This window comes from Nonomuraea sp. LP-02 (genome assembly GCF_036289125.1).
In the GTDB taxonomy this organism is placed as follows: Bacteria; Actinomycetota; Actinomycetes; order Streptosporangiales; family Streptosporangiaceae; genus Nonomuraea; species Nonomuraea bangladeshensis.
The window spans coordinates 753,259-779,570 of the sequence record NZ_JAXCLK010000001.1 but is presented as its reverse complement, the minus strand read 5'-3'; the positions used below and the strand labels follow the sequence as shown (position 1 = coordinate 779,570).

General features: G+C 73.0%; 23 protein-coding genes. 8 read left to right on the top strand and 15 right to left on the bottom strand.

Translation table 11 applies throughout. The features are described from left to right. The first annotated feature begins 2 nt into the window (after positions 1–2). Entirely contained in the window at positions 3–731 is a 729-nt protein-coding gene (locus tag SMD20_RS03655) for a PIG-L deacetylase family protein (RefSeq protein ID WP_329574804.1), read from the top strand. A 71-nt stretch (positions 732–802) separates the two neighbouring features. Here the strand turns inward: SMD20_RS03655 and thrS are convergent, their stop codons facing one another. The 3 genes from thrS to SMD20_RS03640 form a co-directional block, all read right to left on the bottom strand. Continuing rightward, the gene (gene thrS / locus SMD20_RS03650; RefSeq protein WP_329574802.1) at positions 803–2,767 is read right to left on the bottom strand and encodes a threonine--tRNA ligase; all 1,965 of its coding nucleotides are present in this window, start codon (positions 2,765–2,767) and stop codon (positions 803–805) included. A gap of 66 nt (positions 2,768–2,833) precedes the next feature. Then, complete coding sequence (locus SMD20_RS03645) at positions 2,834–3,430, bottom strand: glycoside hydrolase family 25 protein (RefSeq protein ID WP_329574800.1); 597 nt, start codon at positions 3,428–3,430, stop codon at positions 2,834–2,836. Positions 3,431–3,470: 40 nt separating this feature from the next. Further along, positions 3,471–4,370, bottom strand: a complete 900-nt coding sequence (locus SMD20_RS03640; protein WP_329574798.1) for an LLM class F420-dependent oxidoreductase — start codon at positions 4,368–4,370, stop codon at positions 3,471–3,473. A gap of 96 nt (positions 4,371–4,466) precedes the next feature. On the opposite strand from SMD20_RS03640, the gene pgm reads away from it, so the two are divergent. Beyond that, on the top strand, positions 4,467–6,101 hold the full coding sequence (gene pgm / locus SMD20_RS03635) for a phosphoglucomutase (alpha-D-glucose-1,6-bisphosphate-dependent) (RefSeq protein ID WP_329574796.1): 1,635 nt from the start codon (positions 4,467–4,469) through the stop codon (positions 6,099–6,101). A 13-nt stretch (positions 6,102–6,114) separates the two neighbouring features. Here the strand turns inward: pgm and SMD20_RS03630 are convergent, their stop codons facing one another. Both SMD20_RS03630 and SMD20_RS03625 read right to left on the bottom strand, forming a co-directional pair. Beyond that, positions 6,115–6,813 carry a DUF2786 domain-containing protein gene (locus SMD20_RS03630; RefSeq protein ID WP_329574794.1) on the bottom strand — a complete coding sequence of 233 codons (699 nt, stop codon included), beginning with the start codon at positions 6,811–6,813 and terminating at the stop codon, positions 6,115–6,117. Between the two features lie 24 nt (positions 6,814–6,837). Beyond that, positions 6,838–8,076: a hypothetical protein gene (locus SMD20_RS03625; protein WP_329574792.1), complete on the bottom strand. Its 1,239-nt coding sequence runs from the start codon at positions 8,074–8,076 to the stop codon at positions 6,838–6,840. Between the two features lie 284 nt (positions 8,077–8,360). Between SMD20_RS03625 and SMD20_RS03620 the strand changes: the two genes are divergently transcribed. Genes SMD20_RS03620 through SMD20_RS03610 form a run of 3 tightly spaced genes read left to right on the top strand, consistent with a single transcriptional unit; the run spans position 8,361 to position 10,597 of the window. Continuing rightward, complete coding sequence (locus SMD20_RS03620; protein ID WP_329574790.1) at positions 8,361–9,536, top strand: cytochrome P450; 1,176 nt, start codon at positions 8,361–8,363, stop codon at positions 9,534–9,536. Between the two features lie 18 nt (positions 9,537–9,554). Then, positions 9,555–10,328: an HAD family hydrolase gene (locus tag SMD20_RS03615; protein ID WP_329574787.1), complete on the top strand. Its 774-nt coding sequence runs from the start codon at positions 9,555–9,557 to the stop codon at positions 10,326–10,328. Continuing rightward, positions 10,325–10,597 carry a DUF4031 domain-containing protein gene (locus tag SMD20_RS03610; protein ID WP_329574786.1) on the top strand — a complete coding sequence of 91 codons (273 nt, stop codon included), beginning with the start codon at positions 10,325–10,327 and terminating at the stop codon, positions 10,595–10,597. Before SMD20_RS03615 ends, SMD20_RS03610 begins: the two co-directional genes overlap by 4 nt. Positions 10,598–10,608: 11 nt before the next feature. Here SMD20_RS03610 and SMD20_RS03605 read toward each other — a convergent pair whose 3' ends face one another. Beyond that, the gene (locus SMD20_RS03605) at positions 10,609–11,241 is read right to left on the bottom strand and encodes an HD domain-containing protein (RefSeq protein ID WP_329574784.1); all 633 of its coding nucleotides are present in this window, start codon (positions 11,239–11,241) and stop codon (positions 10,609–10,611) included. Between the two features lie 167 nt (positions 11,242–11,408). Here SMD20_RS03605 and SMD20_RS03600 point away from each other — a divergent pair, with 167 nt between their 5' ends. Together SMD20_RS03600 and SMD20_RS03595 are read left to right on the top strand one after the other, a co-directional pair. Continuing rightward, positions 11,409–12,575, top strand: a complete 1,167-nt coding sequence (locus tag SMD20_RS03600) for an alpha-hydroxy acid oxidase (protein ID WP_329574782.1) — start codon at positions 11,409–11,411, stop codon at positions 12,573–12,575. Positions 12,576–12,673: 98 nt separating this feature from the next. Then, complete coding sequence (locus tag SMD20_RS03595) at positions 12,674–13,093, top strand: hypothetical protein (protein ID WP_329574780.1); 420 nt, start codon at positions 12,674–12,676, stop codon at positions 13,091–13,093. Positions 13,094–13,101: 8 nt separating this feature from the next. Here SMD20_RS03595 and SMD20_RS03590 read toward each other — a convergent pair whose 3' ends face one another. The 3 genes from SMD20_RS03590 to SMD20_RS03580 are packed head-to-tail and all read right to left on the bottom strand — an operon-like array spanning position 13,102 to position 18,354. Then, positions 13,102–16,305 carry an ATP-binding protein gene (locus SMD20_RS03590; RefSeq protein ID WP_329574779.1) on the bottom strand — a complete coding sequence of 1,068 codons (3,204 nt, stop codon included), beginning with the start codon at positions 16,303–16,305 and terminating at the stop codon, positions 13,102–13,104. Further along, positions 16,302–17,621, bottom strand: a complete 1,320-nt coding sequence (locus SMD20_RS03585; RefSeq protein ID WP_329574777.1) for an oxygenase MpaB family protein — start codon at positions 17,619–17,621, stop codon at positions 16,302–16,304. The genes SMD20_RS03590 and SMD20_RS03585 overlap by 4 nt, the downstream gene beginning before the upstream one ends. Positions 17,622–17,643: 22 nt before the next feature. Next, positions 17,644–18,354 (bottom strand): Crp/Fnr family transcriptional regulator, encoded by a 711-nt coding sequence (locus SMD20_RS03580; protein WP_329574775.1) that lies wholly within the window; start codon positions 18,352–18,354, stop codon positions 17,644–17,646. Positions 18,355–18,542: 188 nt separating this feature from the next. On the opposite strand from SMD20_RS03580, the gene SMD20_RS03575 reads away from it, so the two are divergent. Next, positions 18,543–19,115 (top strand): RNA polymerase sigma factor, encoded by a 573-nt coding sequence (locus SMD20_RS03575; RefSeq protein ID WP_329574773.1) that lies wholly within the window; start codon positions 18,543–18,545, stop codon positions 19,113–19,115. 17 nt (positions 19,116–19,132) lie between these two features. Here the strand turns inward: SMD20_RS03575 and SMD20_RS03570 are convergent, their stop codons facing one another. The 6 genes from SMD20_RS03570 to SMD20_RS03545 form a co-directional block, all read right to left on the bottom strand. Next, positions 19,133–20,401, bottom strand: a complete 1,269-nt coding sequence (locus SMD20_RS03570; RefSeq protein WP_329574771.1) for a hypothetical protein — start codon at positions 20,399–20,401, stop codon at positions 19,133–19,135. A gap of 186 nt (positions 20,402–20,587) precedes the next feature. Then, complete coding sequence (locus tag SMD20_RS03565; protein WP_329574769.1) at positions 20,588–21,451, bottom strand: hypothetical protein; 864 nt, start codon at positions 21,449–21,451, stop codon at positions 20,588–20,590. Positions 21,452–21,557: 106 nt separating this feature from the next. Further along, positions 21,558–22,304 carry an SDR family NAD(P)-dependent oxidoreductase gene (locus SMD20_RS03560; protein ID WP_329574767.1) on the bottom strand — a complete coding sequence of 249 codons (747 nt, stop codon included), beginning with the start codon at positions 22,302–22,304 and terminating at the stop codon, positions 21,558–21,560. A gap of 20 nt (positions 22,305–22,324) precedes the next feature. Then, a complete protein-coding gene (locus SMD20_RS03555; RefSeq protein WP_329574765.1) occupies positions 22,325–23,881 on the bottom strand; it encodes a phospholipase D family protein in 1,557 nt (518 codons plus the stop codon). Between the two features lie 57 nt (positions 23,882–23,938). After that, positions 23,939–24,940, bottom strand: coding sequence for an aminoglycoside phosphotransferase family protein (locus tag SMD20_RS03550; RefSeq protein ID WP_329574763.1), 1,002 nt, complete (start codon positions 24,938–24,940; stop codon positions 23,939–23,941). A 590-nt stretch (positions 24,941–25,530) separates the two neighbouring features. Beyond that, positions 25,531–26,136, bottom strand: coding sequence for a hypothetical protein (locus tag SMD20_RS03545; RefSeq protein WP_329574761.1), 606 nt, complete (start codon positions 26,134–26,136; stop codon positions 25,531–25,533). Between the last annotated feature and the right edge of the window lie 176 nt (positions 26,137–26,312).

Sequence of the window (26,312 nt, the reverse complement as noted above, 5' to 3'; positions counted from 1 at the left end):
GGATGACCACGAACGATCAGCTTGAGCCCATGCCCGGCGACTGGCGGCGTGCCCTGGCCATCGTCGCCCACCCCGACGACCTGGAGTACGGCTGCGCCGCCGCCGTCGCCGTCTGGACCGACGCCGGCCGCGAGGTCGCGTACGTGATCGTCAGCAGCGGCGAGGCGGGCATCGACACCCTGGAGCCCGCGGAGAGCGGACCGCTGCGCGAGCGGGAGGAACTGGCCGGCGCCGCCGAGGTGGGCGTGCGCGAGGTGGAGTTCCTCGGCCACCCGGACGGGGTCATCGAGTACGGCGTCGCCCTGCGCCGCGACCTGGCCGCCGCGATCCGCCGGCACCGCCCCGACCTGGTGATCACGCTCAACCCGGACGACACGTGGGGCGGCACGTACTGGAACAGCCCGGACCACCGGGCGGTCGGCAGGGCCGTGCTGGACGCCGCCGGGGACGCCGGCAACCGGTGGATCTTCCCCGGCACGGACGCCGAGCCGTGGAACGGCGTGCGCTGGGTCGCCGTCGCCGGCAGCGACGCGCCCACCCATGCCGTGGACGTCACCGACGGCCTGGAGCGGGGGGTGCGCTCGCTCATGGCGCACCGCGCCTACATCGAGGCGCTGACCGGCGAGGATCCGGAGAAGTACGCCCGTGACCTCATCGAGGGCCAGGCGCGGGAGGCGGCCGGGCGCTTCGGCGGCCGACCCGCCGTGACCTTCCGCCTGTTCCCCCGGTGACGAACGCGGTGACGAGCACGAACCGGGGGGCGGAGCCCGCCCCCCGGTTCGTCAGATCCGCCGCCTGAGTGTCAGACCTGGACGCGCTGCTCCACCGCGCGGACGATCTCGGCGATCGCCTGCTCGACCGGCACGCCGTTGTTCTGCTCGCCGCTGCGGTAGCGGAAGGAGACCGCGCCGCTCGCGATGTCGTCGTCGCCGGCCAGCAGCATGAACGGCACCTTGGCCTTCTGCGCGTTGCGGATCTTCTTCTGCATGCGGTCGTCGGCGGTGTCGACCTCGACGCGGATGCCGTGCTCGCGCAGCTTCTTGGCGACGTCCTGCAGGTAGGGGACGTGGGCCTCGGCGATCGGGATGCCCACCACCTGCACCGGCGCGAGCCAGGGCGGGAAGGCGCCGGCGTAGTGCTCGGTGAGCACGCCGAGGAACCGCTCGACGGAGCCGAACAGCGCCCGGTGGATCATGACGGGCGTCTGCCGGGAGCCGTCGGCCGCCTGGTATTCGAGCCCGAACCGCTTGGGCTGGTTGAGGTCGAGCTGGATGGTGGACAGCTGCCAGGTGCGGCCGATGGCGTCCTTGGCCTGGACGGAGATCTTCGGGCCGTAGAAGGCCGCGCCGCCCGGGTCGTCCTTGAGCGTGAGGCCCGACTCGGTGGCCACCTGGCGCAGCGCCTCGGTGGCCTCCTCCCACTCGGCCGGGTCGCCGATGAACTTCTCGGAGTCGTCGCGGGTGGACAGCTCCAGGTAGAAGTCCTCGAGCCCGAAGTCGCGCAGCACGCTCAGCACGAACCGCAGCAGCGACTGGATCTCCTCGGCCATCTGCTCGCGGGTGGTGTAGATGTGCGCGTCGTCCTGCGTCATGCCGCGCACCCGGGTGAGGCCGTGGACGACGCCGGACTTCTCGTAGCGATAGACGGAGCCGAACTCGCACAGCCGCAGCGGCAGCTCGCGGTAGGAGCGGCCACGGGCACGGAAGATGAGGTTGTGCATCGGGCAGTTCATCGGCTTGACGCGGTATTCGACGCCCTCCAGCTCGAAGGCCGGGAACATGTCGTCGGCGTACCACGGCAGGTGGCCGGAGGTCTCGAACAGCGCCGACTTGGTGATGTGCGGCGTGTTGACGAACTCGTAGCCCGCCTCGGCCTGCCGGCGGCGCATGTAGTCTTCCATCTCCTTGCGGATGATGCCGCCCTTGGGGTGGAAGATCGGCAGGCCGCTGCCCAGCTCGGGCGGGAAGCTGAACAGGTCGAGCTCGGCGCCCAGCTTGCGGTGGTCGCGCTTCTCGGCCTCCTCCAGCAGCTTGAGGTATTCGTCCTGCTTGTCGCGGGACTCCCATGCGGTGCCGTAGATGCGCTGGAGCTGCGGGTTCTTCTCGCTGCCCCGCCAGTAGGCGCCGCCGGAGCGCATGAGCTTGAAGGCCGGGATGGACCGGGTGGACGGCACGTGCGGGCCGCGGCAGAGGTCCTTCCAGCGCAGCTCGCCGCTCTTGGCGTCGAGGTTGTCGTAGATGGTGAGCTGCCCCGCGCCGACCTCGACCGACTCCTCGTCGGCCGCGCCGCCCTTGAGCCCGATGAGCTCCAGCTTGTAGGGCTCGCCCGCCAGCTCGGCCCGCGCCTCGTCGTCGCCGACCGGCCGCCGGGAGAACAGCTGCCCCTCCTTGACGATCTCGCGCATGCGCTTCTCGATGCGCTTGAGGTCGTCGGGGTTGAACGCCTGGGCGACGTCGAAGTCGTAGTAGAAGCCGTTGTCGACGGGCGGCCCGATGCCCAGTTTGGCCTCGGGGAACAGCTCCTGCACCGCCTGCGCCATGACGTGCGCGGTGGAGTGGCGGACGATCGCCCTGCCCTCTTCGCTGGAGACCTCGATCGGCTCGACCACGTCGCCGTCGGCGAGCTCGTGGGCCAGGTCGCGGGCCTCGCCGTTGACCTTGGCCGCGATGACCGTGCGGCCGTCGGCCTCCAGTGCGGCGCCGGCCGTCGTGCCGGCCGCCACCACACGCTCGGCTCCGGCGAGGGTGATGTGTAGCTCGGCTGACACGGTGACTCCTAGGGGTCGCGCGCCCGGCGCCCGGCACCGGGGCTGCTTCGGTGACGAACAACGATGCTATCGCGGGTGAAACCCCAGCTTTGTCAGGTCCTTCCTGGTGCCGTGGAAGACGTTGCGGTCCACGGGGCTCTGGGCGTACTGGTGGATGGTCCAGTCGTTCCAGGGCCTCGGCACGGCGGGACGGCCGCGGGCGTGTTCGGGGCCGGCGATCCAGAGGGGATGTTCGCCGAGGCCGGCGCAGTGCCCGGAGTCGGCGAAGGAGCGGAAGGTGTAGATGAAGGGGCGCACGCCGGTGAGCCGCTCGACGTGGTGGCACCAGCGGCGGGCGTAGCGCGCGACCTGCTCGGGACGCAGGCCGTCGCCGGTCTCCAGGTCGAGCGCGATCAGGTCGCCGCGGCGCAGCCCGCCGGCCGACCTGATCGTGGCCAGGAAGTGGCGGGCGTGCTGGACGGGATCGCCCTTGGGGCGGGCGAAGTGGTACGCGCCGCAGACGAGCCAGCTCTCCCGCATGCCGTTCCAGTTGCGCGCGAAGCACTTGTCGGTCCAGTCGCCGCCCTCGGTCGCCTTGGCGAAGGCGAACGCCACGCCCGCCTCGGCGTGACCGGACCAGTCGACCGAGCCCTGCCAGTTCGACACGTCTATGCCCTGCAGCACGCCCTTCACCTTGCCGGAGTTTATGGGGATCTCCCCCGCCTCAGCCCTTCGCCGCGCCGGTCAGCAGGCTCCGCGTACGTTCCCGCTCGGCGAACACGGAGCCGACGAAGTCGGTGACCCCGGCCCGCTCCAGCTCTTCGAGCTTGGCCAGTACGGTCTTCTCGTCGCCCACGAGGGCGACGTCGCCGGGGTTCGCCGCGCCCTCCCGATCGAGCATGGCGCGGTAGGAGGGCAGCTGCCCGTAGATCTTGAAGACCTCGTTGGCGCGGGCGACGGCGCCCTCGGGGTCGTCGGTGACGCAGACGGGCAGCGCGCACACGACGCGCGGCTCCGGCCTCCCGGCCTCGGCGGCGGCGGCCCTGATGGTCGGCACGATGTGCTCGGCGACGGTCTTCGGGCCGGTCATCCACAGGACGGTGCCGTCGGCCACGGTGCCGGCCATCTTGAGCATGCGCGGGCCGAGTGCGGCCACCAGCACGGGGAAGCCGGCGCCCGGGGTGCTCAGTTTGATGTCGGCCTTCAGCGTCTCCCCCTGGTAGCGGACGTGCTCGCCGCGGCTGGCCGGCACGAGGACGTCCAGATACTCCTTCATGTGCCGGCCGGGCCGCTCGAAGCTGTAGCCGAACATGTTCTCGATGACGATCTGGTGCGACAGCCCGAGGCCGAGCGCGAAGCGGCCGCCGAGCGCGGCGTTGGCGGTCATGGCCTGCTGGGCCAGCGCGGCCGGGTGGCGCGGGTAGGTGGGCACGACGGCGGTGCCGAGTTCCAGGGGCGGCGCCTGCACGCCGGCCGCGACCAGGGCGGTGATCGCGTCGAGGCCGAAGATGTGGGACAGCCAGGCCGAGCTGAAGCCGTCCTCGGCGGCCTGGGCGATCTGGTCGCGGAGGCCGCCGATGGGGTCGGCGCCCGTGGGCTCGTTGAGGAAGTACCCGTAACGCATAGAACAGAACTCCATTCTGGTTGCTGACGTGAATGTACTTCGCACACCCCGACTCGGTCACCCGCCGCGCCGGGCCCCGTTTGTAAAGTGGCCTGCATGACCCACGAACGCGCCGGACAGCCCGCTCAGCCCGCCGACCTGGTCGACGTCCCCCGGCTGGTGACGTCCTACTACGCCCTGCGTCCCGATCCTGACCAGGCCGGGCAGCGGGTCGCGTTCGGCACCTCGGGGCACCGGGGGTCGGCGTTCGGCGCGGCCTTCAACGAGGGCCACATCCTGGCCACCAGCCAGGCCATCTGCGAATACCGGCGGGAGCAGGGCACCGACGGGCCGCTGTTCCTGGGCATCGACACGCACGCGCTGTCGGAGCCCGCGCGGGTGTCGGCGCTGGAGGTGTTCGCGGCCAACGACGTCGACGTGCTCATCGACACCCGCGACGGCTACACGCCGACGCCCGCCGTCTCGCACGCCATCCTGCGCCACAACCAGGGGCGCAGCTCCGGGCTCGCCGACGGGGTCGTGGTCACCCCGTCGCACAACCCGCCGGCCGACGGCGGGTTCAAGTACAACCCCCCGAACGGCGGCCCCGCCGGCACCGACGCCACCGGCTGGATCCAGGACCGCGCCAACCGGTTGCTGGCCGACGGCCTCAAGGAGGTCAGGCGGGTGCCCTACACCCGCGCCCTGGAGCGGGCCGGCCGGTACGACTTCCTCGGCACGTACGTGGACGACCTGCCCTCCGTGCTCGACCTCGACGCGATCAGGGCGGCCGGGGTGCGCATCGGGGCCGACCCGCTGGGCGGGGCGAGCGTGGCCTACTGGGGGGAGATCGCCGAGCGGCACCGGCTCGACCTGACCGTGGTCAACCCGCTGGTGGACCCGACGTGGCGGTTCATGACGCTCGACTGGGACGGCAAGATCCGGATGGACTGCTCGTCGCCGTACGCGATGGCCTCCCTCATCTCCGGCCGCGACCGCTACGACATCGCCACCGGCAACGACGCCGACGCCGACCGCCACGGCATCGTCACCCCCGACGGCGGCCTGATGAACCCCAACCACTACCTCGCGGTCGCCATCTCCTACCTCTACGCCCACCGCGACGGCTGGCCGGCCGACGCCGGGGTCGGCAAGACCATGGTGAGCAGCGGCATCATCGACCGGGTCGCCGAGTCCCTGGGCCGGCGGCTGTACGAGGTGCCGGTGGGCTTCAAGTGGTTCGTGCCGGGGCTGCTGGACGGCTCGCTCGGCTTCGGCGGCGAGGAGAGCGCGGGGGCGTCGTTCCTGCGCAGGGACGGCTCGGTGTGGTCCACCGACAAGGACGGCATCATCCTCGCGCTGCTCGCCTCCGAGATCCTGGCGGTCACCGGCAGGTCGCCGAGCGCCCACTACGCCGATCTGGTGGGGCGGTTCGGCGAGCCGGCGTACGCGCGGGTGGACGCCCCCGCCACCCGCGAGGAGAAGGCGGTGCTCGGCAAGCTGTCGGCCGCGCAGGTGACGGCGTCGTCGCTGGCCGGCGAGGAGATCACCGCCGTGCAGACGTCGGCGCCCGGCAACGGCGCGGCGCTCGGCGGGGTCAAGGTCGCGACCGAGCACGCCTGGTTCGCCGCCCGGCCGTCCGGCACCGAGGACGTCTACAAGATCTACGCCGAGTCCTTCCGCGGCCCGGACCACCTGGCGAAGGTTCAGGAGGAGGCCCGTTCGCTGGTCTCCGCCGCGCTGGCCGGCTGATCCCGCCCCAGGGTCAGGTCAGCTCGCGGGCCGCGGGCGACGCCATGCCGGTGCGGCCGAGGTCGGCGTGGCGGGCGGCGGCGACGCCGTCGCGGTAGCCGGTGCCGCTGGTGCGCGGGACGCTCATCCTGACGCGCGGGTAATGCGCGGCCACGGCGCGCTCCACCTCGGCGCGCCGGTCGGCGAGGACGAGCGCCGTCCCCGTGCCGGCCGCCGCCGCGCCGGCCTCCGCGTCCGCCTCGGCCGCGCACAGCAGCCGGTAGACCTCGTCGGTGAAGCCGAGCAGCCAGGAGCGCCGGTAGGCGCGCGGTGAGACGGCGTCGCCCGGCGGCCGGACGCGGGCCAGCCCCGAGGCCATCTGCAGCAGCAGGGACGTGGCCAGCAGGTCGGCGCGCTCCAGGTCGGCGGCGAAGCCGAAGACGTGCACGCGCTGGCCGTCGTCGCCGCGCCCGATGAGCAGCGGGCGGCAGCGCACCGCCTGGGCGACCAGGCTGACCAGCCTGGCCTTCTCCCTCGCCCAGGGTGCGGGCAGGGTGACGACGCGGTCGCCGGGCGTCTCGCGGTCGGCCCCCGGCGGCAGCGCGTCGATGCCGTACTTGGCCATGAGCGCCGAGGCCGCCGCCATGAACGTGGCCCGCTCGTGCTCGTTGTCGGTGCGCTCGGCCTTGGCCAGGAGCTTCCTGACGCGTTCCAGTGTGCGTTGCTCGCGCAAGTGCCGCCCCCCGGGTGCCGCCGCTCAGTGCTTGGCGAGCACCCGCCCGTCGGCCCCGAGTGCGGGGAAGGCGCCCGTGTCCACGATGCCGTGCTGCTGGTACAGCGCCTCGATGAGGGCGTGTGCCTGCGGCTCCAGCTTCCACAGGGCACGATACTCGCGCGCGGTGGCCAGCGAGATGCCGATCTCCTGGGCGATGTCCACGGTACGCGGCACGATGCCCTTGGCGATCTGCCGGTCCCAGTAGTCGCGGGCGGCCCGCTGCCGGGCGGCGCGCTCGGCGGCGGACAGCACCTGCGGGGTGGTGTCGAGCACCTCGGCGTCCTCGTCCTCGTCGTCCACGAGCTCGGCCAGCGCGGGCGGCAGCGCGGGGCGGGCGGGCACCGGGTGGCGTTCGGCGTCGTGCTCCCACGGCACGCGCGGGTCGGCGTCGATGAGGGCGGTGGTGTTGTAGAGCGCGGCGATCTGGGCGAGCAGGGCCTCCTGGCGGGCCGGGTCGACGGCCAGGCCGGTGTGCTCGACGGCCTGGTCCATGGCCTTGTCGAGCCGGGCGAGGGCGGCGCGCATCTTGCGCTCGGGTGCGCCGGCCTCGCGCAGCGCCTTGGCCTTCTTCGCGGCCAGCGCGACGCGGGTGAGCCTGCGGTGGGCGTCCACCTCGCTGGCCGTACGGTCGCTGACCTCGGCCAGGCCGAGCCGGACGAGCAGCCGCTCGGGGGTGAGCCGCCAGTTGATGCGGCCGGTGCCGCGGATGCGGTGGCGTTCGATGGCCATGCCGCGCTCCCACAGCCAGGCGGCGACCAGCGGCGCGGCGAGCCGGAAGACGGCCTCGGGCAGGCTGCGCGCGTCCATGGACGACAGGACGGCGGTCAGGCAGGTCAGCGCCCACACGGCGATGCCGTCGATGCCGGCGGAGAAGTTCTCGCGCATGTTGCGGCGGGCGCGTACGGCCGAGGTGATGATGGCGACCTCGATGAAGGCGAACAGGAGTAACCGCAGCGGCCCGTCCAGCCCCAGCACGTCGCCGGAGAAACGCCACATGCCCTGCGCCGACACGCCGGTGGCGATCGAGGCGGCCACGATGGTCAGCACGTCCTCGATGGGGCGCGGGGCGACGTATCTGGCGAACAGCCAGGCGAGGGCTCTCCAGGCGACCCTGGTCACCAGGAACGCGAGCGCCAGCCCGAGGAGGCTGAGCAGGGCGATGACCGCCGTGGCGACCGGCTTCTCGTTGACGAAGGCGGTGAATTCCTCGAATGTCGGCATCAGTCACTATCCGTGGGGGGCGTTAACTCCGGCTCTATGCGACGAGATCATCGCAGAATGTCGCCAATCTGTACGCCGAACGCCGTCTGCCGTCCCAGTTTGCCCCGCTTTCACAGGGGCAACTCCCCTGCCCGCCGGCGGACGGCGAGCCGAACGGGCGGTCGCCCGGTGGGGTGAGGGGTAAATTCGTCCTTTCGGAGGGGCCCGGCACGCTCCCCAGGTGGGACCATCTATCGAGGGATTTATCCCTAGATGGTGCGCTATATCCCAGCAGGACGGACACGATGGCAGACAATGAGTTCCCGCTCGTCCAGTTCATGCGCGACGGCTTCGACCCCGTGGGCGAGCTCGGCCGCATCAGGAACGAGCATCCGGTCTTTCCCATGCAGATCCCAGGCGACCAGACCGTGTACCTCGTCACCCGCTGGGAGGACGTCCGCACGGTGCTCGGCGACCACGAACGGTTCAGCAACGACTTCGCGGGCGTCATCGGCCTCGGCTCCAACCAGGAGGACCCGGGCGGGCTGGGCTTCCGCGACCCGCCCGAGCACACGCGGCTGCGCAAGTTCCTGACCCCCGAGTTCACCGTGCGGCGGCTGCGCAGGATGGAGCCGCGCATCGAGGCCCTGGTCGAGGAGGCGCTCGACCGCATCGAGGCCAAGGGCGCCGCGAGCAGGCCGGTCGACCTGTTCGAGGAGTTCGCGCTGCCGATCCCGTCGCTGGTGGTGTGCGAGCTGCTGGGCGTCCCGTACGAGGAGCGGGCCGACTTCGTCAAGATCAGCAAGGACCGCTTCGACTTCACCGCCGGGCCCGAGGCGTCGCTGCAGGCGATCAACGACGCGATGACGTACCTCGTCGAGCTGGTCGCCAGGGAACGGCTCAACCCCGGCGAGGGCCTGCTCGGCCAGCTCCTGCGCGAGCACGGCGACGAGCTCGACGACCGCACGCTCGCCAGCATGGCCGACGGCCTGCTGACCGGCGGCCACGACACCAGCACCAGCATGCTCGCCCTCGGCACGCTCTGGCTGCTGGAGCACCCGGAGCAGGCCGCGAAGGTGCGCGAGGTCGACGGCTACGTCAACGACGTCGTCGAGGAGCTGCTGCGCTACATGTCCGTGGTGCAGGTGGCCTTCCCGCGCTTCGCCCGCGACGACCTGGAGCTGCACGGCGTACCGATCAAGAAGGGCGAGATGGTGCTGTGCTCGCTCATCGGCGCCAACCGCGACCCGAACGCGCTCGGCGAGGACGCCGACGAGATCAGGCCCGGCCGCGACGGCTCCCACATGGCCTTCGGCCACGGCATCCACCGCTGCATCGGCGCGCCGCTGGCGCAGATGGAGATGCGCATCGCCTTCCCCGCCCTGCTGCGCCGCTTCCCGGCGCTCCAGGTGGCGGGCGAGGTGACGTTCAGGGAGCTCGCCATCGTCTACGGGCTCAAGACGCTACCCGTGACCTGGTAGACGGGCTACGTTCGCCATGTGAGCGAGCCTGCTGCTGTTGACGCGCCCCTCATCGATCTGACCCGGGTCGGCGCCGTCGCCTTCGGGACCGACGGCGCGGTCACCGACACCGCCCGGGGACACGCGGCCGCCTGGAAGCACGTCTTCGACGCCTTCCTGCGCGGCCGCTCGGCGCCGTTCGACATCCGTGAGGACTACCTGCGCCATCTGGACGGGCGGCCCCGCCTCGACGGGATCCGTACGTTCCTCGCCGCACGCGGCATCACCCTGCCCGAGGGCACGCCGGACGACGAGCCAGGCGCCCCCACCGTGCACGGGCTGGGGCTGGCCAAGGACCGGACGTTCCTCGCCCAGGTGGACGAGTACGGCGTGGCCGCGTTCCCCTCCACCGTGGCGCTGCTGCACGAGCTGCGGCGGCGCGGCGCCAGGACGGCGGCCGTGTCGGCGAGCCTGCACGGACGCCGGCTGGTGCGGGCGGCCGGCCTGTCCCATCTGTTCGACGTGATCGTCGACGGCGCGGACGCCGCCGAGCTGGGCCTCCCCGGCCAGCCCGACCCCGCCCTGTTCCTGGAGGCGGCGCACCGCCTGGAGCTGCCGTCGGCCCGCGTCGCGGTGGTGGACGCCGCGCGGGCGGGCGTGGAGGCGGCGGGGAAGGGGGCGTTCGGGCTGGTCGTCGGGGTCGTACGCGAGAGCGGGCAGACGGACGAGCTGCGCGCCGCCGGGGCCGGGGCCGTCGTCACCGACCTCGGCGAGATCGAGGTGCGCGGGCGGGTCCTACGCTTGTCCTCGTGACCGTTCTCATCGACCCTCCCAACTGGCCGGGGCCGCGCGGGCTCATGTGGTCGCACCTGGTCAGCGACCACACGCTGGACGAGCTGCACGACTTCGCCGCGCTGCTGGGGGTGCCGGAGCGGGCGTTCGACCGCGATCACTACGACGTGCCCGAGACCGTGCACGCGCGGGCGGTGTCGCTGGGGGCCGAGGCGGTCAGCTCGCGGGAGCTGCTGCGCCGGCTGGTCGCCGCGGGGCTGCGCCGCCGCAAGCGGCACCTGCCACGGTAGACGCCCGGCGGTCAGAGGGCGGCGAGTTCGGCGGTCATGTTCGCGCGGGCCCGTTCCTCCCACAACGCCCGGCCGCGGGCGGTCCGGTAGAGGGTGGGCGTGGCGAGCAGGCGGCGCAGGACGTCGGCGCGGCCCAGCCTGAACAGGTCGTCGGGGACGTGGGCGTACTCACTGCGGACGGCGGCGGCGTAGCCGGCGTATCCGCCGGTCGGGCCGCCCAGGACGGCGAGGTCGGCGTCGCACAGGACGGCGCCGTTCGCGTCGCCGTCCGCGAGGGTGTCGTGGGCGGCGGTCAGCCGGACCAGCCTCGCCACCTCGGCGACCACGGCCGGGGCGACGCCGCAGCGCGGGAGCCTGGACTGGGCGAGCTGGGCGCTGCGTTCCTCGTCCCGGCCGGGGTGACCGTCGTAGACGGCGTCGTGGAACCAGGCGGCCAGGCGGACGGCGTCCGGATCGGCGGCGTCCCCGGCCAGGTCGTCCACGGCGGCGAGCACGGCGGCCAGATGGGCGCGGTCGTGGTAGCGGCGGTGCGGCTCGGACCAGCGGGCGACGAGCTCGGCGCCGGTGGCGAGGGCGGCGGGCGACGCCCCGGCAAGCCGCGCCCACGCCGCCGCGAGCCCGCCGTCACTACGGTGATCGATCACACCCCCACCGTAGACGGCCGAGGCCCGCCGGGAGACGCAAGGGCGTACCCGCAGATGCGGTCCCGCTGGGAGGTCTAGGGGGGTGCGGGTGGGTTTGGTAGCGTCGGGGCATCGACGGGAGCGCGGAGGAGCGGCGGCGGCTGCCGCGGTGGCGGGAGCTGCGGGAGGTGCTGCCCGGGCGTCCCCGCCTCTCCCGGGCCGGCCGGGTGGCCGCGGCGGCGGACGTCGGCGATCTGCGGGAGCTGGCCAGGAGGCGCGCCCCGCGCATGGTCTTCGACTACGTGGACGGCGCCGCCGAGGGCGAGTGGTCGATGGCCAGGTCGGTGGAGGCGTTCCACCGGGTGGAGTTCCGGCCGAGGGTGCTGCGTGACGTGGCCGAGGCGCCGACGGCGGTGGAGATCCTGGGCCGCAGGATCGCGATGCCGGTGGTGCTCGGCCCGACCGGGTTCACCCGGATGATGCACCGGGCGGGCGAGCGCGCGGTGGCCAGGGCGGCGGAGCGGGCGGGCGTCCCGTACACGCTGTCCACCATGGGCACCACCCCGGCCCCGGCGGTGACGGCGGCGGCCCCCGGCGGGTGGAACTGGTTCCAGCTCTACGTGGTCCGCGACCGCGCCCGCACCCTGGACATGCTGGCCGTGGCCCGCGAGGCGGGCATGGACGTGCTGGTCGTCACCGTGGACGTGCCGGTCGCCGGGTCGCGGCTGCGCGACGTCCGGCACGGCCTGACGGTGCCGCCGGCCCTGCGCTGGCGCAGCGCGCTGCAGGCGCTGGGCCGCCCCGCGTGGTGGTTCGACTTCCTGACCAGCGAGCCGCTGCGGTTCGCCACGGTGGACGGCGCCCCCGGCGACCTGGCGGGCATCACGAACCTGATGTTCGACCCGTCCGTGACGGTCGCCGACCTGGAGTGGATCCGGTCGGCGTGGCAGGGCCCGCTGCTGGTCAAGGGCGTGCAGCGGGTGGACGACGCGAAGGACCTCACCGACGTGGGCGTGGACGGGCTGGTGGTGTCCAACCACGGCGGCCGGCAGCTCGACCGCTCCCCCACCCCGCTGGAGCTGCTGCCGGAGGTGGTGGACGCCGTCGGCGACCGTACCGAGGTGTTCCTGGACGGCGGCGTGCGCAGCGGCGCGGACGTGGCGGCGGCGGTGGCCCTGGGCGCGCGGGCCTGCTTCGTCGGCCGGGCCTACCTGTACGGCCTGATGGCCGGCGGCGAGCCGGGCGTGACCCGGGTGCTCGACCTGCTGCGCGCCGAGCTCGTACGGACCCTGCAGCTCCTCGGCGCGGCCGGCGTCGAGGCCCTGGACCGCGACCTGGTACGCCTGCGGCCCTGACCGCCGCGGCTGCCGGAAAAGGACGCGTATCTGGGCGACGGTGCCGCCGCTCTGCTCCTTCACACGGGGACCTGGTCCTCACCCGGAGAGGAGAGCAGATGGCAACCGGAGAGTTCCAAGTGATGAAAGTGCCGGCCGAGCTGCTGGCCGGTGCCCTTCACGGCCAGGTTGTCGATCCGGGCGCGCAGCCCACGACCGTCGTCAGATGCGGCGAGGGGTGGACCGTGGACGTGAGCTGGGAGGTGTCGGGTGAGCTCATCGACTGGTTGCAGGGCCGATGGCAGCTGGAGATCATCGCCGACTTATCGGGCGGTGGCGAGAGCCGGCATCCCTCGCCTCCTGTGGAATTGACGTTCACCCCGGGGTCGGGCCGATATACCGCCTCGATCCCGATGCGTGGCCAGCTCGCCCCCGGAACCTATGACCTCGTGGTCAACCTCACCACCATGACCGCCGCCGGCACCGCGGGGGCGCTCGGCGGATTCGTGGTGCTCAGCAAGATCATGGTGAAGGAGTGACGGCGGAGTCAGCGAAGACGGCGGTCCAGGAGCAGCGCGCCCCGGCCGGCCAGCAACGAGGAGCACCACCGGCGCAGGTCGGCCGGTCTCGGCCCGCTCACCTGGCCGCCGTCCAGCAGGTCGGCCCAGTCCAGCAGCGACTCGGCGAGCATGAGCGGCACCTCTCGCCGCTCGTGCACCTCGGCGGCGGCCTCGAAGTGCTCGGCCGCGCGCCGCGGCTCGCCCATGATGACGGACAGGTGGGCCAGGTAGTGGTGGCCGCAGTGGTGGGCCACCGTCGAGTGCCCGAACGTGTCGCCCTCGCCGGCCAGCGCGTCGTAGAGCCGCGCGGCCAGGTCGGGACGGCCGAGCCGGCCGGCGGCCACGGTCAGGTTGTCGAGCGCGGGGCGGTGCGCCATGTTGCGCGGCGGGACCGCGCCCCCGTCGGCGAGGATGCGTTCCAGCAGCGGACCGGCCTCCTCGTCGTCCAGCTCGCTCAGATAGCGCAGCACCGCGTGCACGGGGTCCGCGCGGGGCGCCTGCGCGGCGCGGCGCAGCCGGTCGCGCAGCTCCCACAGCCGGCCCTGGAGCCGGCGGATCTCGGCGATCTGCTCGGAGTAGATGGCCACGGCCTCCAGGCGGCGGCCGATCTGCGAGCCGAGCCGCAGCGCCGCCTCGGCCTCGGACTCGGCCTGCGCCAGGTCGCCCTGCATGAGGGTCAGCCCGGCCCGGGAGTAGCCGACCAGCCAGTGCAGGTGCGGCTGCGCCAGCCGGTGGGCCAGCTCGTCGGCCCGGTCGAGCAGGGCGGCGGCGCGGGCGGCGTCGCCGCTGTCGAGGACCGGCGGGGTGCGCTGGACGTAGGCGTGGAACAGCGCGAGGTCGTCGCCGGTGCGGCGGGCCGCCTCCAGCATCTCGTCGCCGTCGCGGTGGCGCTGGTGCAGCGGGTCGGCCGGGATGATGGTGAGGCTGCGCAGGCCCATCACCAGCGCGAGGGTGCGCGGGTCGCCCGACTTGCGGGCCAGCGCCACCGCCTCGTCGCTGAGCGCGAAGCGCCGCTCCCCGTCGGGGGCCCAGATCAGCTCGGCGGCCAGGTTGGCGGCCAGCAGCGCGCGGGTGCTGACGTCGGTCGAGTCGACCTGCCTGCGTGCCTCCTCCAGCAGCGCGATGCGCTGCCGGTCGAGTGCGGCGTTGATGCCGGAGAAGGCGACGCCGCCGAGCGCCGCGGTGACGACGAGGTCGCCGCGCCCGCACTCCAGCGCGAGGTCGGCGGCCTGGCCGAGGGTGGCCCTCGCCTCCGGGTGCCCGGCCAGCCACATCGCCCGCCCGCAGTCGACCAGCAGCTCGGCGCGGCGCTCCGGGGGCGTGCCGGGCGTGCCGTCGAGCAGGTCGAGCACCCGGCGGTACCAGGTGACGGCCTCGTCGTGGGCGAGGCCCTTCAACGCGTGCCCGGCGGCGAGGACCCCGGCCTCGGCCGCCGCGCTCACCCGGGCCGGGTCACGGCCGTGCTCGGCGGCGGCCATCAGGTGCCGCGCCACGACGTACGGGCGCGTCTCCATGGCCCGCGGGTCGGCCTGGCACAGCGCGTCGGCGACCTTGCCGTGCAGCAGCCCGGCGCGCGGCGGCGAGAGCGTGGCGTAGAGGGCGGTCCTGGTCAGCTCGTGCGGGAAGCTGCACGCGCCGCGGGCGGACATGGCGACCAGGCCGGCGCCCAGCGCCTCCTCGGCCGCCGCGACGAAGCGGGCCTCGTCCAGGCCGAGGGCGGCGCGCAGCTCGGCCGACTCCATGTGCTCGCCCACGGCCAGCATGCTGACCAGGTCGCGGGCGTCGGTGTGGAGCTGCGCCAGGCGGGCCCGCACCATGCGGGTGACGGAGTCGGGCACGCCGAGCGCGTCGAGCTCCTTGCCCGTGGTCAGCTCGCGGGCCATCTCGCTGACGAGGAAGGCGTTGCCGCCGGTGACGCGGTGCAGCAGCTCGGCGTCGGCGCCGGGGCGCACCTCGGCCAGCACGTCGGCGACCTCCTCCAGGCCGAACGAGGCGACCTGCAGCACGCGGCCGTCGGCGGTCAGCTTGAGCAGCTCGGGCATGGCTGTCTCGACCGGCGCCGGCCGGGACGTGGCCAGGATGAGCAGCGGCAGGGCGTCGGCGTCGTACATGAGGGCGTTGAGCATCTGCAGCGACTCCAGCGTCGCCCACTGCAGGTCGTCGATGACGAGCAGCACCGGGCGCACGGTGGTGAGCCGCTCGATCAGGGTGCGCGCGGCGGCCATCAGGTGGTAGCGCTCGGAGACCGGCTCGGTGGCGGGCGGCACCTCCAGCGACAGCGGCGGCGCGGCGAGCGACGGCGCCAGCCGGACGAGCTGGCCGCACTGCTGGTCGACCCCGGCCCGCAGCAGCAGCGCGGGCGAGGTGCGGGCCAGCCGCTCGACGGCTCCGGCGATCGGCTCGTACGCCTGCCGCGCCGGATCGGTGCACCGCCCGGCCAGCACGGTGAACTGCCGCTTAAGCGCCTGCCGCGCCGCCATCGACGCCAGCCGGGTCTTGCCCACCCCCGGCTCGCCCTGCAGGATCACCAGCCCGCTGCCGAACTCGGCCGCCGCGAGCTCGGCCTCCAGCGCCCGCAGCTCCTCGCCCCGGCCGACGAAGGTCAGCTCCCGCTCGCCGGCCAGCCAGGTCGGCAGCGCGCCGCTCTGGTGGTGGTCGGCGTTCTGCCAGTGCAGCTCGTAGGTGTGCATCGGCTCACGCAGGCCCTTGCCGGGCAGCCGGCCGAGGTCCTTGAACTCGTGCCGGCTGCGGCCCTGGGCCAGGCGCCGCACCAGGTCGGTGCAGAGCACCTGGCCGCCTTCGGCGATCGCGACCAGCCGCGCCGCCTCCACCGTGGGCAGTCCGGACACGTCGTCGTGGCCCCAGCAGACGTCGCCGGCGGCGAGCGCCGCCCTGATGGAGATCTTCTCCATCGCGCGCTCGTTCTCGTCGGCGACCGCCTGCTCCACCGCGATGATCGCGTCGAGGCCGGCGGTCGCCGACTCGAAGACGGCCATGAGCCCGTCGCCGAGGCTCTTGGTGAAGGTGGCGCCGTTGGCCTGCGCCACCGAGCGGAGGAGCTGGCGGAGCCGGTGGAAGACGTCGTTGGCGCGTTCCTCGCCCAGCCTGACCCGCAGCGCGGTCGAGCTCACCACGTCGGTGAACAGGATCGTCGCCGTGGTGAGGGTGCCTGGTTCGTGCGGGACAGTCACGCGCGCAGCCCCTTTCGCCCCTGCGCGGGCGCTCGTTCGGTCTTGCGCACACTTCTGCGGACATTCTTGCGGACGATGCGCCGGATCTCACGTGATTTGACCGCGGTCTTCGACTGCCTGATCCGCCAGGCGCCGGCCAGCTCGGGCGGGATGCGGAAGGCGGCCTGCCCGTCGGAGTGGCGGTCGACCAGGGCGACCACGAGGTGCCGGCCCACCCTGCGCACCAGCCCGCGCACCACGCGGTCGGCCGCGCGGCCCAGCCACGGCCGCCGGTGCGCGGCCCTGGCCAGGGCGAACAGCGCGGTGAACCACCACGCGGGCGGCGGCACCTCCAGCAGCTCGGGCACCCGGCCGGCGCCGTGACGGGCGTCGCGGAAGACCCAGTGCACCAGGCTGCGCGGCAGCTTGCGCCAGCCGAGGTGCATGAACTCCTCCATCTCGGCCAGCAGCATGGACATGAGCAGCCGGCCCTCGGGGCTGGACTCGTACAGGCGGCCCATGCGCTCGCTCACGGGGGCGACGTCGTCGAGGGTGAGCGGCCGGTCGCGGCACGCCTCCACGCCCATGAGGTGGCCGAAGACGCTCCACGTGTAGAGGTGGGCCTCGCGCTGCTCGTCGGTCAGCGTGACGCCCATCGTCTCCAGCGCCTCCCAGGTGACCACGGTGAAGTCGAACAGGGTGGCCAGCAGCAGCTCCTGGTTGACGGGCGGGCCGAACCGCTCGGCGTCCCAGTGGTCGCCGTAGCGCTCGTCGACCAGGGCGCGTACGAACGAGTGCAGGATGCGCAGCCCGAACGCCGTCGTGTGGCCGGGGCCGCCGGGCAGCAGGCTGTTCGTGGCCTTGAGCCCCATGACGTCCACCAGCATCTGCCCGGTCTCGGCCACGCGGCGGGTGAGGCCGTGCGTGGCGAGCTGCGAGACCCCGGCCAGCACGCGGGCGCTGGAGACCTCGACGTACGCCATCGGCAGGCACTTGCAGAACAGCGCGGCCGCCTGGTAGAGCCCGTAGTCGGCGAACACCGCCTGGCCCTTGGCCAGCAGCTCGGCGTCGCGGCCCCATTCGGGCAGGTCGGCGGCGAAGTCGAGGGCCTCGAAGATCTCGGAGGCGGGCGGCCGGCCCGAGGGCTGCCTGGCCTCCTTCTTGGCCTCCCCCAGCTCCTTGACCACGGCCTTCACCAGCTCCAGCGGGCCGAGGCCGTCGTCGCGCTCCTTGAGGTGGCGGGCGACGACCTCGTCCATCTCGGGGTCGGCCATCTGCCTCAGGTGCCGGAACCTCTCCTCCGGCCAGCGCTCGTGGGCATCCTCGCGTCGGTTCATCGTCCCCGTACTCCAGATTCGGTCAGAGGCCGCCCCGCCTGCGCAGTGCGGCGACGTCCAGCAGCGTGATCGTGCGGCCCTCGATGGCGATGAGCCCCCGTGACACGAGCGACTGCAGCGCCCGGTTGACCGCCGGCCGGGTCGCGCCGATGAGCGCGGCCAGGTCCGACTGCGTCAGGCCGGGCAGGTCCACCACGGCGTCCGCCCTGCCGTGCTTGCCGGCGAGCTCCAGCAGGAGCTTGGCCAGCCGGCCGCCGAGGTCGAGGAAGGCCAGGTCGGCCGCCTGCCCGGTGAGCCGGCGCACGAGGTGGCCGAGCATGTGCAGGAACTCGTCCGCCAGCGCGGGATGCTCGCGCATCAGCTCCAGCAGCCGCGCCCTGGGCAGCGCGAACACCCACGAGGGGCGCACGGTGACGATCGACGCCGAGCGCGGCGAGCCGTCGAGCAGCGCCATCTCGCCGAAGGTGTCGCCCCTGCTCAGCATGTTGAGCACGATCTCGTCGCCGTGCTCGGTGGTGAACACCACCTTGACCAGGCCGTCCAGCATCGCGTAGAGGGACTCCCCCGGGTCCCCCTGGTGGAAGATGATCTGCCCCGACCGGTAGCGGCGGGCCAGCCCGGCCCGCAGCGCGCTCCTGACGCCGTCCTCTCCAAGTGCGCGGAACAACGGGATCTCCGCCAGCGCGGCGGCGAGCTGCTGACCGTCCTGCGGGGGCCCGCTGAACCCGTTCATGACAGAACTCTAGGCCGCAATCGGCGGCCCGGCAGTAACCGGTAAGCGATCTCTTCCACGTCTCGAATGTGACGAGGAACACATCCGAACTGTCACAGGCGCGACAGACGTCGCGGATCATCCGGCGGACCGTGGGAGGGCCGGTCGGAAGAGGCCCCCCAAGTAGCCGTACCGGCGAGGAGTGGAACATGCAGTTGGAGACCATCGACCGCCTCGACACGGGCGCTCTGGTGGCGGCCGCGCAGCAGGGCGACGCCGGCGCCTGGGAGCGGCTGGTCGAGGAGTTCACGCCGATGCTGAAGGCGCGCATCCGCCGCTTCAGGCTCGGCCACGAGGACGCCCAGGACGTGCTGCAGACGACCTGGCTGCTGGCCTGGCAGAACCTCAAGAGCGTCGCCGACGGCCAGCGCATGGCCGGCTGGCTGGCCACGATCGCCTTCCGCGAGTGCCTCAAGCTGACCAAGAGGACGCGCGAGGTCTGCACCCCCGACCTCGACACGCTCGGCAGCACCGACGACGTGGACAGGGAACTGGCCAGGATCTGGCTCGCCGGGACCCTCGAAGAGCTGGTCGAGGGGCTGCCGGACGCGCAGCGGGTGCTGTTCAGGGCGCTCACGGAGACCTCCGAGCCGCATTACGTGGACGTGGCGCGCAAGCTGGGCAGGCCGGTCGGGAGCATCGGGCCCACCCGTGCCCGCTGTTTCGCGAAGCTGCGCGGGATGCTCCAGGCGCGCGAGATCACCAGGGACTTCCTCGATTGATCCACCCGGCCGCTCACCTACGTGGCGCTCCGGTCGAACGGGAACGCCTCCAGGAACGGCTCGAAGTCGAAGTGGGCCATCTCGAAGGCGTCGGGGTCGCTCTCGGCCGGGTAGCGGTAGAGCCTGCGCCGGATGGCGGGCAGGCCGGGGTCGCGGTCGAACATCTCGCCGATCGAGTCGGGCACCAGGCCGCGCCGCATCTCCTCGGCGAGGCCGTCGGCGAGCTTCTGGTCGAAGGGCACCCGGTAGAGAGCGGCCACCGTCTGGTAGACGCGGAAATAGCTGACGATGAAGCGCATGCGGTCGGGGTAGGACGCCCAGTTGGTCACCCCGGCCGTGGACGCCTCGCGGTCCTCGGTGATGAACTCCTCGGCGAGCTTGCGCACCCGCTCGTCCTGGATCGGCGCCCACGCCCGGTCCAGGTCGACGCCTTCGGGGGCGGTGAGCGGGCGGCCCACCCTGATGTCGCTGAGCGGGGTGCGTACGGCGAACAGGTGGCGGGTGTAGAGCCCCGCCCACAGCTCTTCCAGCTTGCGGGTCAGCCAGGGCTGGTCCTGGTGGGGGGCGGCGTAGAGGGGGAAAGGGGCATACGGGCGGCGGGTCACGAGGGCGCGCAGCGAGCGCCACGACCCCCGGGTCAGCCATCGGACCGGCCGGTAGAGCACCAGCTCCAGGGCCTTCTGCGCGCGTTTCTGCTCGTACGCCGACAGCGCGATGTTGGCGCCGAACATCAGCTCCGCGCGTACCTCGGGGTCGCTCGCCTCCCTGGCCTCCAGCAGGAGCTGGGCGGCGTCGCGGAGGTAGCGCGGGTCGGCCGGCTCCAGCAGGCCGGCCAGGAACTCCGGCGGCGTCGGCGTCAGTTCGGACTCGGGGCTGACCTTGAGGAACCCGTCGGGGACGTCCCGCCAGAGGTTGACGGCGAGGCTGGCGGTCTCCAGGAAGATCGCCCGGTTGGCCAGCGCGAGGCCGAGCTGGTAGCTGGGGCCGAGCAGGGTGAGGAGCGTGGCGCGGAAGAGGCGGCGCAGGCGGCGCGGCACCCGCAGGCGGCGCCCGAAGTCCTCGATGAACGGGGAGTCGGGCGTGAGGTCGAGGCTCTCGCCCACCGCCTTGGAGGTCCAGGTGGCGTAGCAGTACCAGTTGTTGCACGCCTGGCCGAGATATTCGGAAAGGTCCCCCGCGATCCGGTGGTAAGCGTAGGCGATGACCATCGCCTCGAGCGCCGGGCTCCGGTCCTGGTAGGCGGCGATGCGGAGCACGTCTTCCGCGGTCATCCGGGTCTCGGGCATGGGGGGTGTCTCCCGTTCGCTGGTCCCTCGCCTCGAAGAGTTCAGAGCGTCCCCGAGGGCGTCAGATACAGCCCGGTGGCCGGCTTGACTCCCCGTGGCCCCCGGGGCGTCGAGCGTAAAAGGGGCCGCTTGCGAAGGGCTTGCAGGTTGATCAGCGTGGGGTGAACCCCAGGCGGCACAGACGGCTCAGACGGCCAGGGTCTGGCCGGCCTCGATGGCCTCGCGGACGCTGCGCGCCAGCGTCTCCTCCAGCGCGTCGCCGTGCGCGGCCAGCGCGGCCATGCCCTCGGCGTCGTCGGTCGCGGCCAGCAGCGCGCGGTACTTGTGGTTGTTGTCCAGCGCCTCGCGGGCGCGCAGGGCGGCGTCGGCCTCCTGGACGCGGCGGGCGTACCGCTCCAGGCCCTCGACGCGGGCGGTGACGGCGGCCAGGGAGCGGTCGAGCGCCTCCTGCTGCGGGTCGAGCACGGCCCGCAGCTCGTCGGTGACCAGGCCGTGGCGGGCGGCGTCCTGCTCGTGCTGGAGCTCGTGCTGGACGCGCAGCAGGCGGGCGATCTCCCAGACCTGCCGGGGCAGCAGCACCTCGTTGGCCACGACGTCGAGCAGGTGGCGGCGCATGGCCTCCGACCGCTGGACGACGTTGACGGCGCGGCGGGCACGTTCCAGCAGGGCGCGGCCCGGCGGGGAGAGCTCGGCGACCGCCACGAACCGCTCGCGCAGCGGCGAGGTGCGGGGGTCGCGGCCCAGCCGGGGGATGTGGCAGTCGAGCACGGCGAGCCGCTGCTCGGCGCTCAGCTCGGGGTCGAGCACCAGGTCGACGGTGCGCCGGACGTGCTCGCGCTCACGGTCCAGCCGCAGCGCCTCCTCCTGGCTGAGGGCGCGGTGGCGGAGCACGTCGTGGGCCACGACGAAGCCGCACAGGATGATGGGGGCGAGCAGCACCACGATGACCGCGGCGATCGGGCCTAACTCGACAAAGAGGGTGAAACCGGTCAGCAGGACCCCGACGGACGCGACGAGCGACGCCAGCGCCCAACCCCATCCTCTGGCCACGCCGTCCCCTCCGAAGCGAGTACCCGCAGTGCCCTGGATGCCACAATAGCCGCCACTTCCGTCAATCCGCGGCGATACCACGCCATCTCGGGGGCGTCGCGCGACCTCAGCGCAGGTAGGAGGCGCCGTTCAGGTCGAGCACCGCGCCGCTCGCCCACTCGGCCTGCGGCGAGGCCAGGAAGACGACGGCCGCCGCGACCTCCTCCGCCCGCGCCACCCGCCCGAACGGGCTCTGCGCCCTGATGGCGTCGCCCCGCGGCGCCTTGAGATGCTCGTTGGTCATGTCGGTCTGCACGAACCCCGGCGCCACGGAGGCGACCGCGATCCCGTGCGGCGCGAGCGCGACGGCCAGCGACTGCCCGAGCGCGTTGAGCCCCGCCTTGGCGGCCCCGTACGCCGGGCCGTCGGGCTCGCCGCGGTAGGCCCCGCGCGAGGAGACGTTGACGATGCGGCCCCCGGCTGGCATGTGGCGGATCGCGCAGTAGGTGACGTTGGCCGCCCCCAGCAGGTTGATGGCGAGGGTGCGCCGCCAGGCGTCCTGCCACTCCTCGTACGACACCTCGGTCACGGGATGGTGGAAGAAGACCCCGGCGTTGTTGACCAGCACGTCGATGCCGCCGAGCGCCTCCGCGGCGGCGTCCACCATGGCGCGGACCTCGCCGGGATCGGCGAGATCGGCCCGGACGACGGCGTGCCCCTCCCCGGGCAGCTCCTCCAGCAGCCCGTGCGCCTCCGCCGCCGAGTCGCGATGATGGACCGCCACCCGGTCGCCCTGCCCGGCGAAGGCCGCCGCGACGGCCCGCCCGATCCCCCGCGACGCGCCGGTCACGAGCACTCCACGTCCGCTGCTCACCCGCCGCACACTAGCAGCGCTCAGAACCGGCCGGACCGCCGCAGATCGGCCGGCCGGCCGTCCGGGTCCACCGCGAACCGGTAGAGGGGCATGGCCAGCACCTTCTGCAGCCTCGACAGCGTGGGCGCCGGGTGCGGGCGCAGCCGCCCCGGCGGGCGCGGCCCCTCCTCGCCGCCCCGGTGCCACTCCTCCAGCCGGGACGCGGCCCGCTCGAACGCCGCGAAGGCGGCCGCCGGGTCGCACAGCTCGTCCCGCTCGTCGTCGGGCAGGTCCAGGTGCTCGGCCATGAGGGTCAGCCGCAGGTCACGGGCGAAGCGCAGCGCGCCGTACGGCGGGCGCGGGTCCTCCCGCTCGTCCAGCACCGCGCAGCTCAGCTCCGAGTCGTACGTCCACGAGCGCAGGTTGACGTTGTCGGAGCCGATCGTGGCCCACACGTCGTCCACCACGCAGGCCTTGGCGTGCACGTAGATCGGGGTGCCCTGGTGGTTCTCCAGGTCGTAGACGGCGACCCGATCGCCGCCGGCCGCCTCCAGCCGGGCCAGGGCGTCCGCGCGGCCGATCAGGCTGGCGGGGCCGGCCAGCAGGCCGTCCTGGTCGGGATGGCGCGGCACGACGACGATCATGCGCAGGCCGGGCTCGCGCTCCAGCGCCTCCGCGAACGGCTCGATGACGTCGGTGGACCACAGGTACTGGTCCTCCAGGTAGACGATGGAGCGGGCGCGGGCGAGCACCTTGCGGTAGGCGCGGGCGATGCTGCGCTCGCCGTCCGGCGCGAACGGGTAGCTGTCGCGCCGCGCCGGATAAGTACGCAACAACTGCACGGCGTGCCGCCCCGCCGGCGGCGGTGGCGGGCCCGGCTTCGGCAGCGGCGGGGCGTCGTCCAGCCGGCCGACGTGGTCGCGCAGGCGGCGCAGCGGGTCGCGGGTCTCGGGGGCCGGGTCCTCCCAGCGTTCGCAGAAGACCGTCTCCACCTCGGCGACGGCCGGCCCGTGGATGGCGACCTGGACGTCGTGCCAGGGCGGGCGGGGGCCGTACACCGAGGGCATGGAACAGCTCTGCGGGTCCCCCAGGTGGTCGGCGTCGTCGCGGCGGCTGTGGCACAGGTCGATGCCGCCGACGAAGGCGACGTCCCTGGCGGGGTCGCCGTCGTGGCGCAGGATGACGAACTTCTGGTGGTGCGCGCCGCCCGGCTTGGTCCGCGTGTCCAGCAGCGCCTGGCCGCCGGAGTTCTCGATCTCCTCGCCGAGTCGGCGGTTCTCGGCCGAGCTGAAGCGCAGCAGGTCCATGTGGGAGCGCCAGATGAGACCGCGTACGAGGGCGCCGCGCCGGGCGGCCGCGGCCATGGCCTCGCTCACGGTCGGCCCGTCGGGAGTCAGGCGCTCGTCGGGGTCGCCGCGCCAGTCGGCGAACAGCAGCAGGTCGTCCTTGCCGAGCTGCTCCAGGCAGGCCCGCAGCTCGGCGAAGTAGGTCGCTCCGTGGACGAGCGGGCGTACGTCGTTGCCGGTCGTCCAGGGGCCGAGCTTGGTCGCGCCGTTGCCGCGTTCCTCCTCGGTCAGGAACCAGTCCTCGATCCGCATTCCGTACCGGTTACCCCATATGGGGGTCAAAATGTGTTCCGGTACGTCCGTGCCTGGTCAAGGCGCGGGAACGTCGACCCGCGTACACTCCTCGACCAGGCGCTCGACCCTGTCCCGGGTGAGGGGACGGGCGAGCATCGCCCGCAACCGCGCCCCGGCCCGGGTCCGGTTCTCCTCACTCTCCTCCGGGTTCATGGCCCGCCGGGCGTAGAACTCCAGCAGATGCCCCTGCTCGGCGATCGCCATCGAGAAGTCGGCCGGCTCCGTCACCCGTCCGGGACCACCCGCGTCCCGGTACGCCCGGTACGCCGGGGTCGCGGCCCCCTCGGGCAGATCGGCGAGCACCTTCGCCAGCTCCCAGGCCGGACTCGCCGGGCCGCAGTTCTCCCAGTCCAGCACCACGATCCCGCCGTCGTGAGCGGCGCGGCGGATGTTGTCGGGGGTGATGTCACGATGACAGGTGACCACGGCCGCCGGGTCGGGCGGCACGACCAGCTCGTCCAGCGCGACCAGCTCGCCCACCGACTCCCGTAACGCCTCCCGCCATCCCGCGTTCTCGCCCGCTCTCCCGTCGATGGCGGCTCCGCCATCCCCGCCAGCTCCGTCGTCGCTCGCCGCGGCGGCCGCCAGAGCCTCCCAGCCGGCGCGGCCGACCGGCTCGGCGAACCAGGCCGCCACCGGCCCCGCCGCCGGACGCCCGATGCCATGCAGCCCGGCCGTGACGGCCCCCAGCTCGGCCGCCGTGACCTGCGCCCCCTCCACGAGATCCACCCACTCGTAGACCCGCCACCGCCCCCCGGCCACCACATCCCCGCCCCCGGTCAGAACGGGCCGCGGCAACCGCACCCCCGCCTCCGCCGCCGCGATCTGGAACGCCACATCCGCCCGCGCGTCCCCCTCCCGTACGGGCACGAGCAGCTCCTTGACCGCCCAGGAGCCACGCCGCGTGTCCAGCCGCCAGATACGCCCCAGCTCGCCACGCGCCGCGTACACGGCGGCCCCGACCGGCTCTCCCAGCCCGTACGCGGCCGCCACCGCCTCCGCCGGCACCCCGCTCACGCCGAGCTCCCGGCGCCCTTCGCCCGCCGCCTCCGCCGGTACTCCCGCTTCATCCACCGCCGAGGCCCCAGCACGTCCTCGCACTCCCGCATCCCGGGCATCGTCCCCACGGTGGTCCGTTCGAGACCCTCCTCGCCGTACCACCGCGCATGCGAGAGGAGATCGTCCCGCAAGTAGTCCCCGTGCCCGTACCCGTACCGGCGATTCCGCTCAAGCAGCCGCTCCACCGCCCGCTCCGCTCCGTCACCCCGCCCCACCGCCGGCTCCTCGTCACCGGGCAGCGGAGGCGGCAACCGCCGAATGTCGAGCCGATGCCCCCACACCCCGAACCCGCTCCTCACAGGACCCCCGGACGATCAGGTATCCCTCGCCCCACTCCCTCAGAACTATGTCGTCATCCACCAACTCCCGCAGCAGCCCCTCGAACGCCCGCCGCCCTTACCGGGAAACACCCGCACCAGCATGTGCACCTCTCCTTGTCCGGACACTTGCTCATGCGTTCCCGCTGAACCGGACGTTCCGGTCGGAGCGGACGGCCGAGCCCCGGCCGCGCGGCGTACGCCATCGCGTGACGATGGTGCTGGAGACGGTCAGCACAGGCAGCAGCGCTCGAAGCTGAAGTCCTCGCCGGACGCGTCGTCCCTGATGAGCGTGTTCGCCCCGTTGTACGACGGCACGATGCATCTGGCGATCACCAGCGGCACCACGGCGGCGGCCTTCCGCCGGTACAGCGCCAGCACCGCGCTCTGAACATAGCCACCCCGCAACCACAAGCCGTCCAGAAGCAGCACCCTCTGCCCGCCCACGGGGCCAGTGGCAGTGAAGCCGTCCTCCTGAGCCTGACGTTCGCTCATGCCCGCTGCCGCGGGGCCCGGTTCAAGCACTGACCGGTACAGGTAGCGCAAGCTCGGGACGTTCTTCGCGATGCGCTGCACACGGTCTGGTGCCTCAAGGTCAGGCCGGTCACGGACGGGTTTGGGCAGAGTGGTGACCAACGTGAAGTTGCCGCCGGCCAACCTGGACAAGCAGGGCGCATGCGTTCTGTAGAACCGATCGACCACGGCGGACAGAACGGCGGCCCAGTCGACACTGCCGGGCGGCGGGTACGGTTCGTCGTAGGCCCTCACCGCCGCATACAGCTGATCGTTTTCCTGGAAAGCCAGCGAGATCGGGACGATTTCCGTGAGGGCGGCCACGCCACAGCGCAACTCTTCCGCGACAAGACGGCAGCCGAGGCATTCGGGGAAGAACTCCTCCTCCTTCCTCCTGCTGTTGTTCTCGTTCGGCCCTGAGTGGCAGATCCGGCAGACTCCTGGGCGTACTGCCGGAACGTTCCGGAGAATGTGGCGGTACCGCTCGGCGAGAGCAGGGT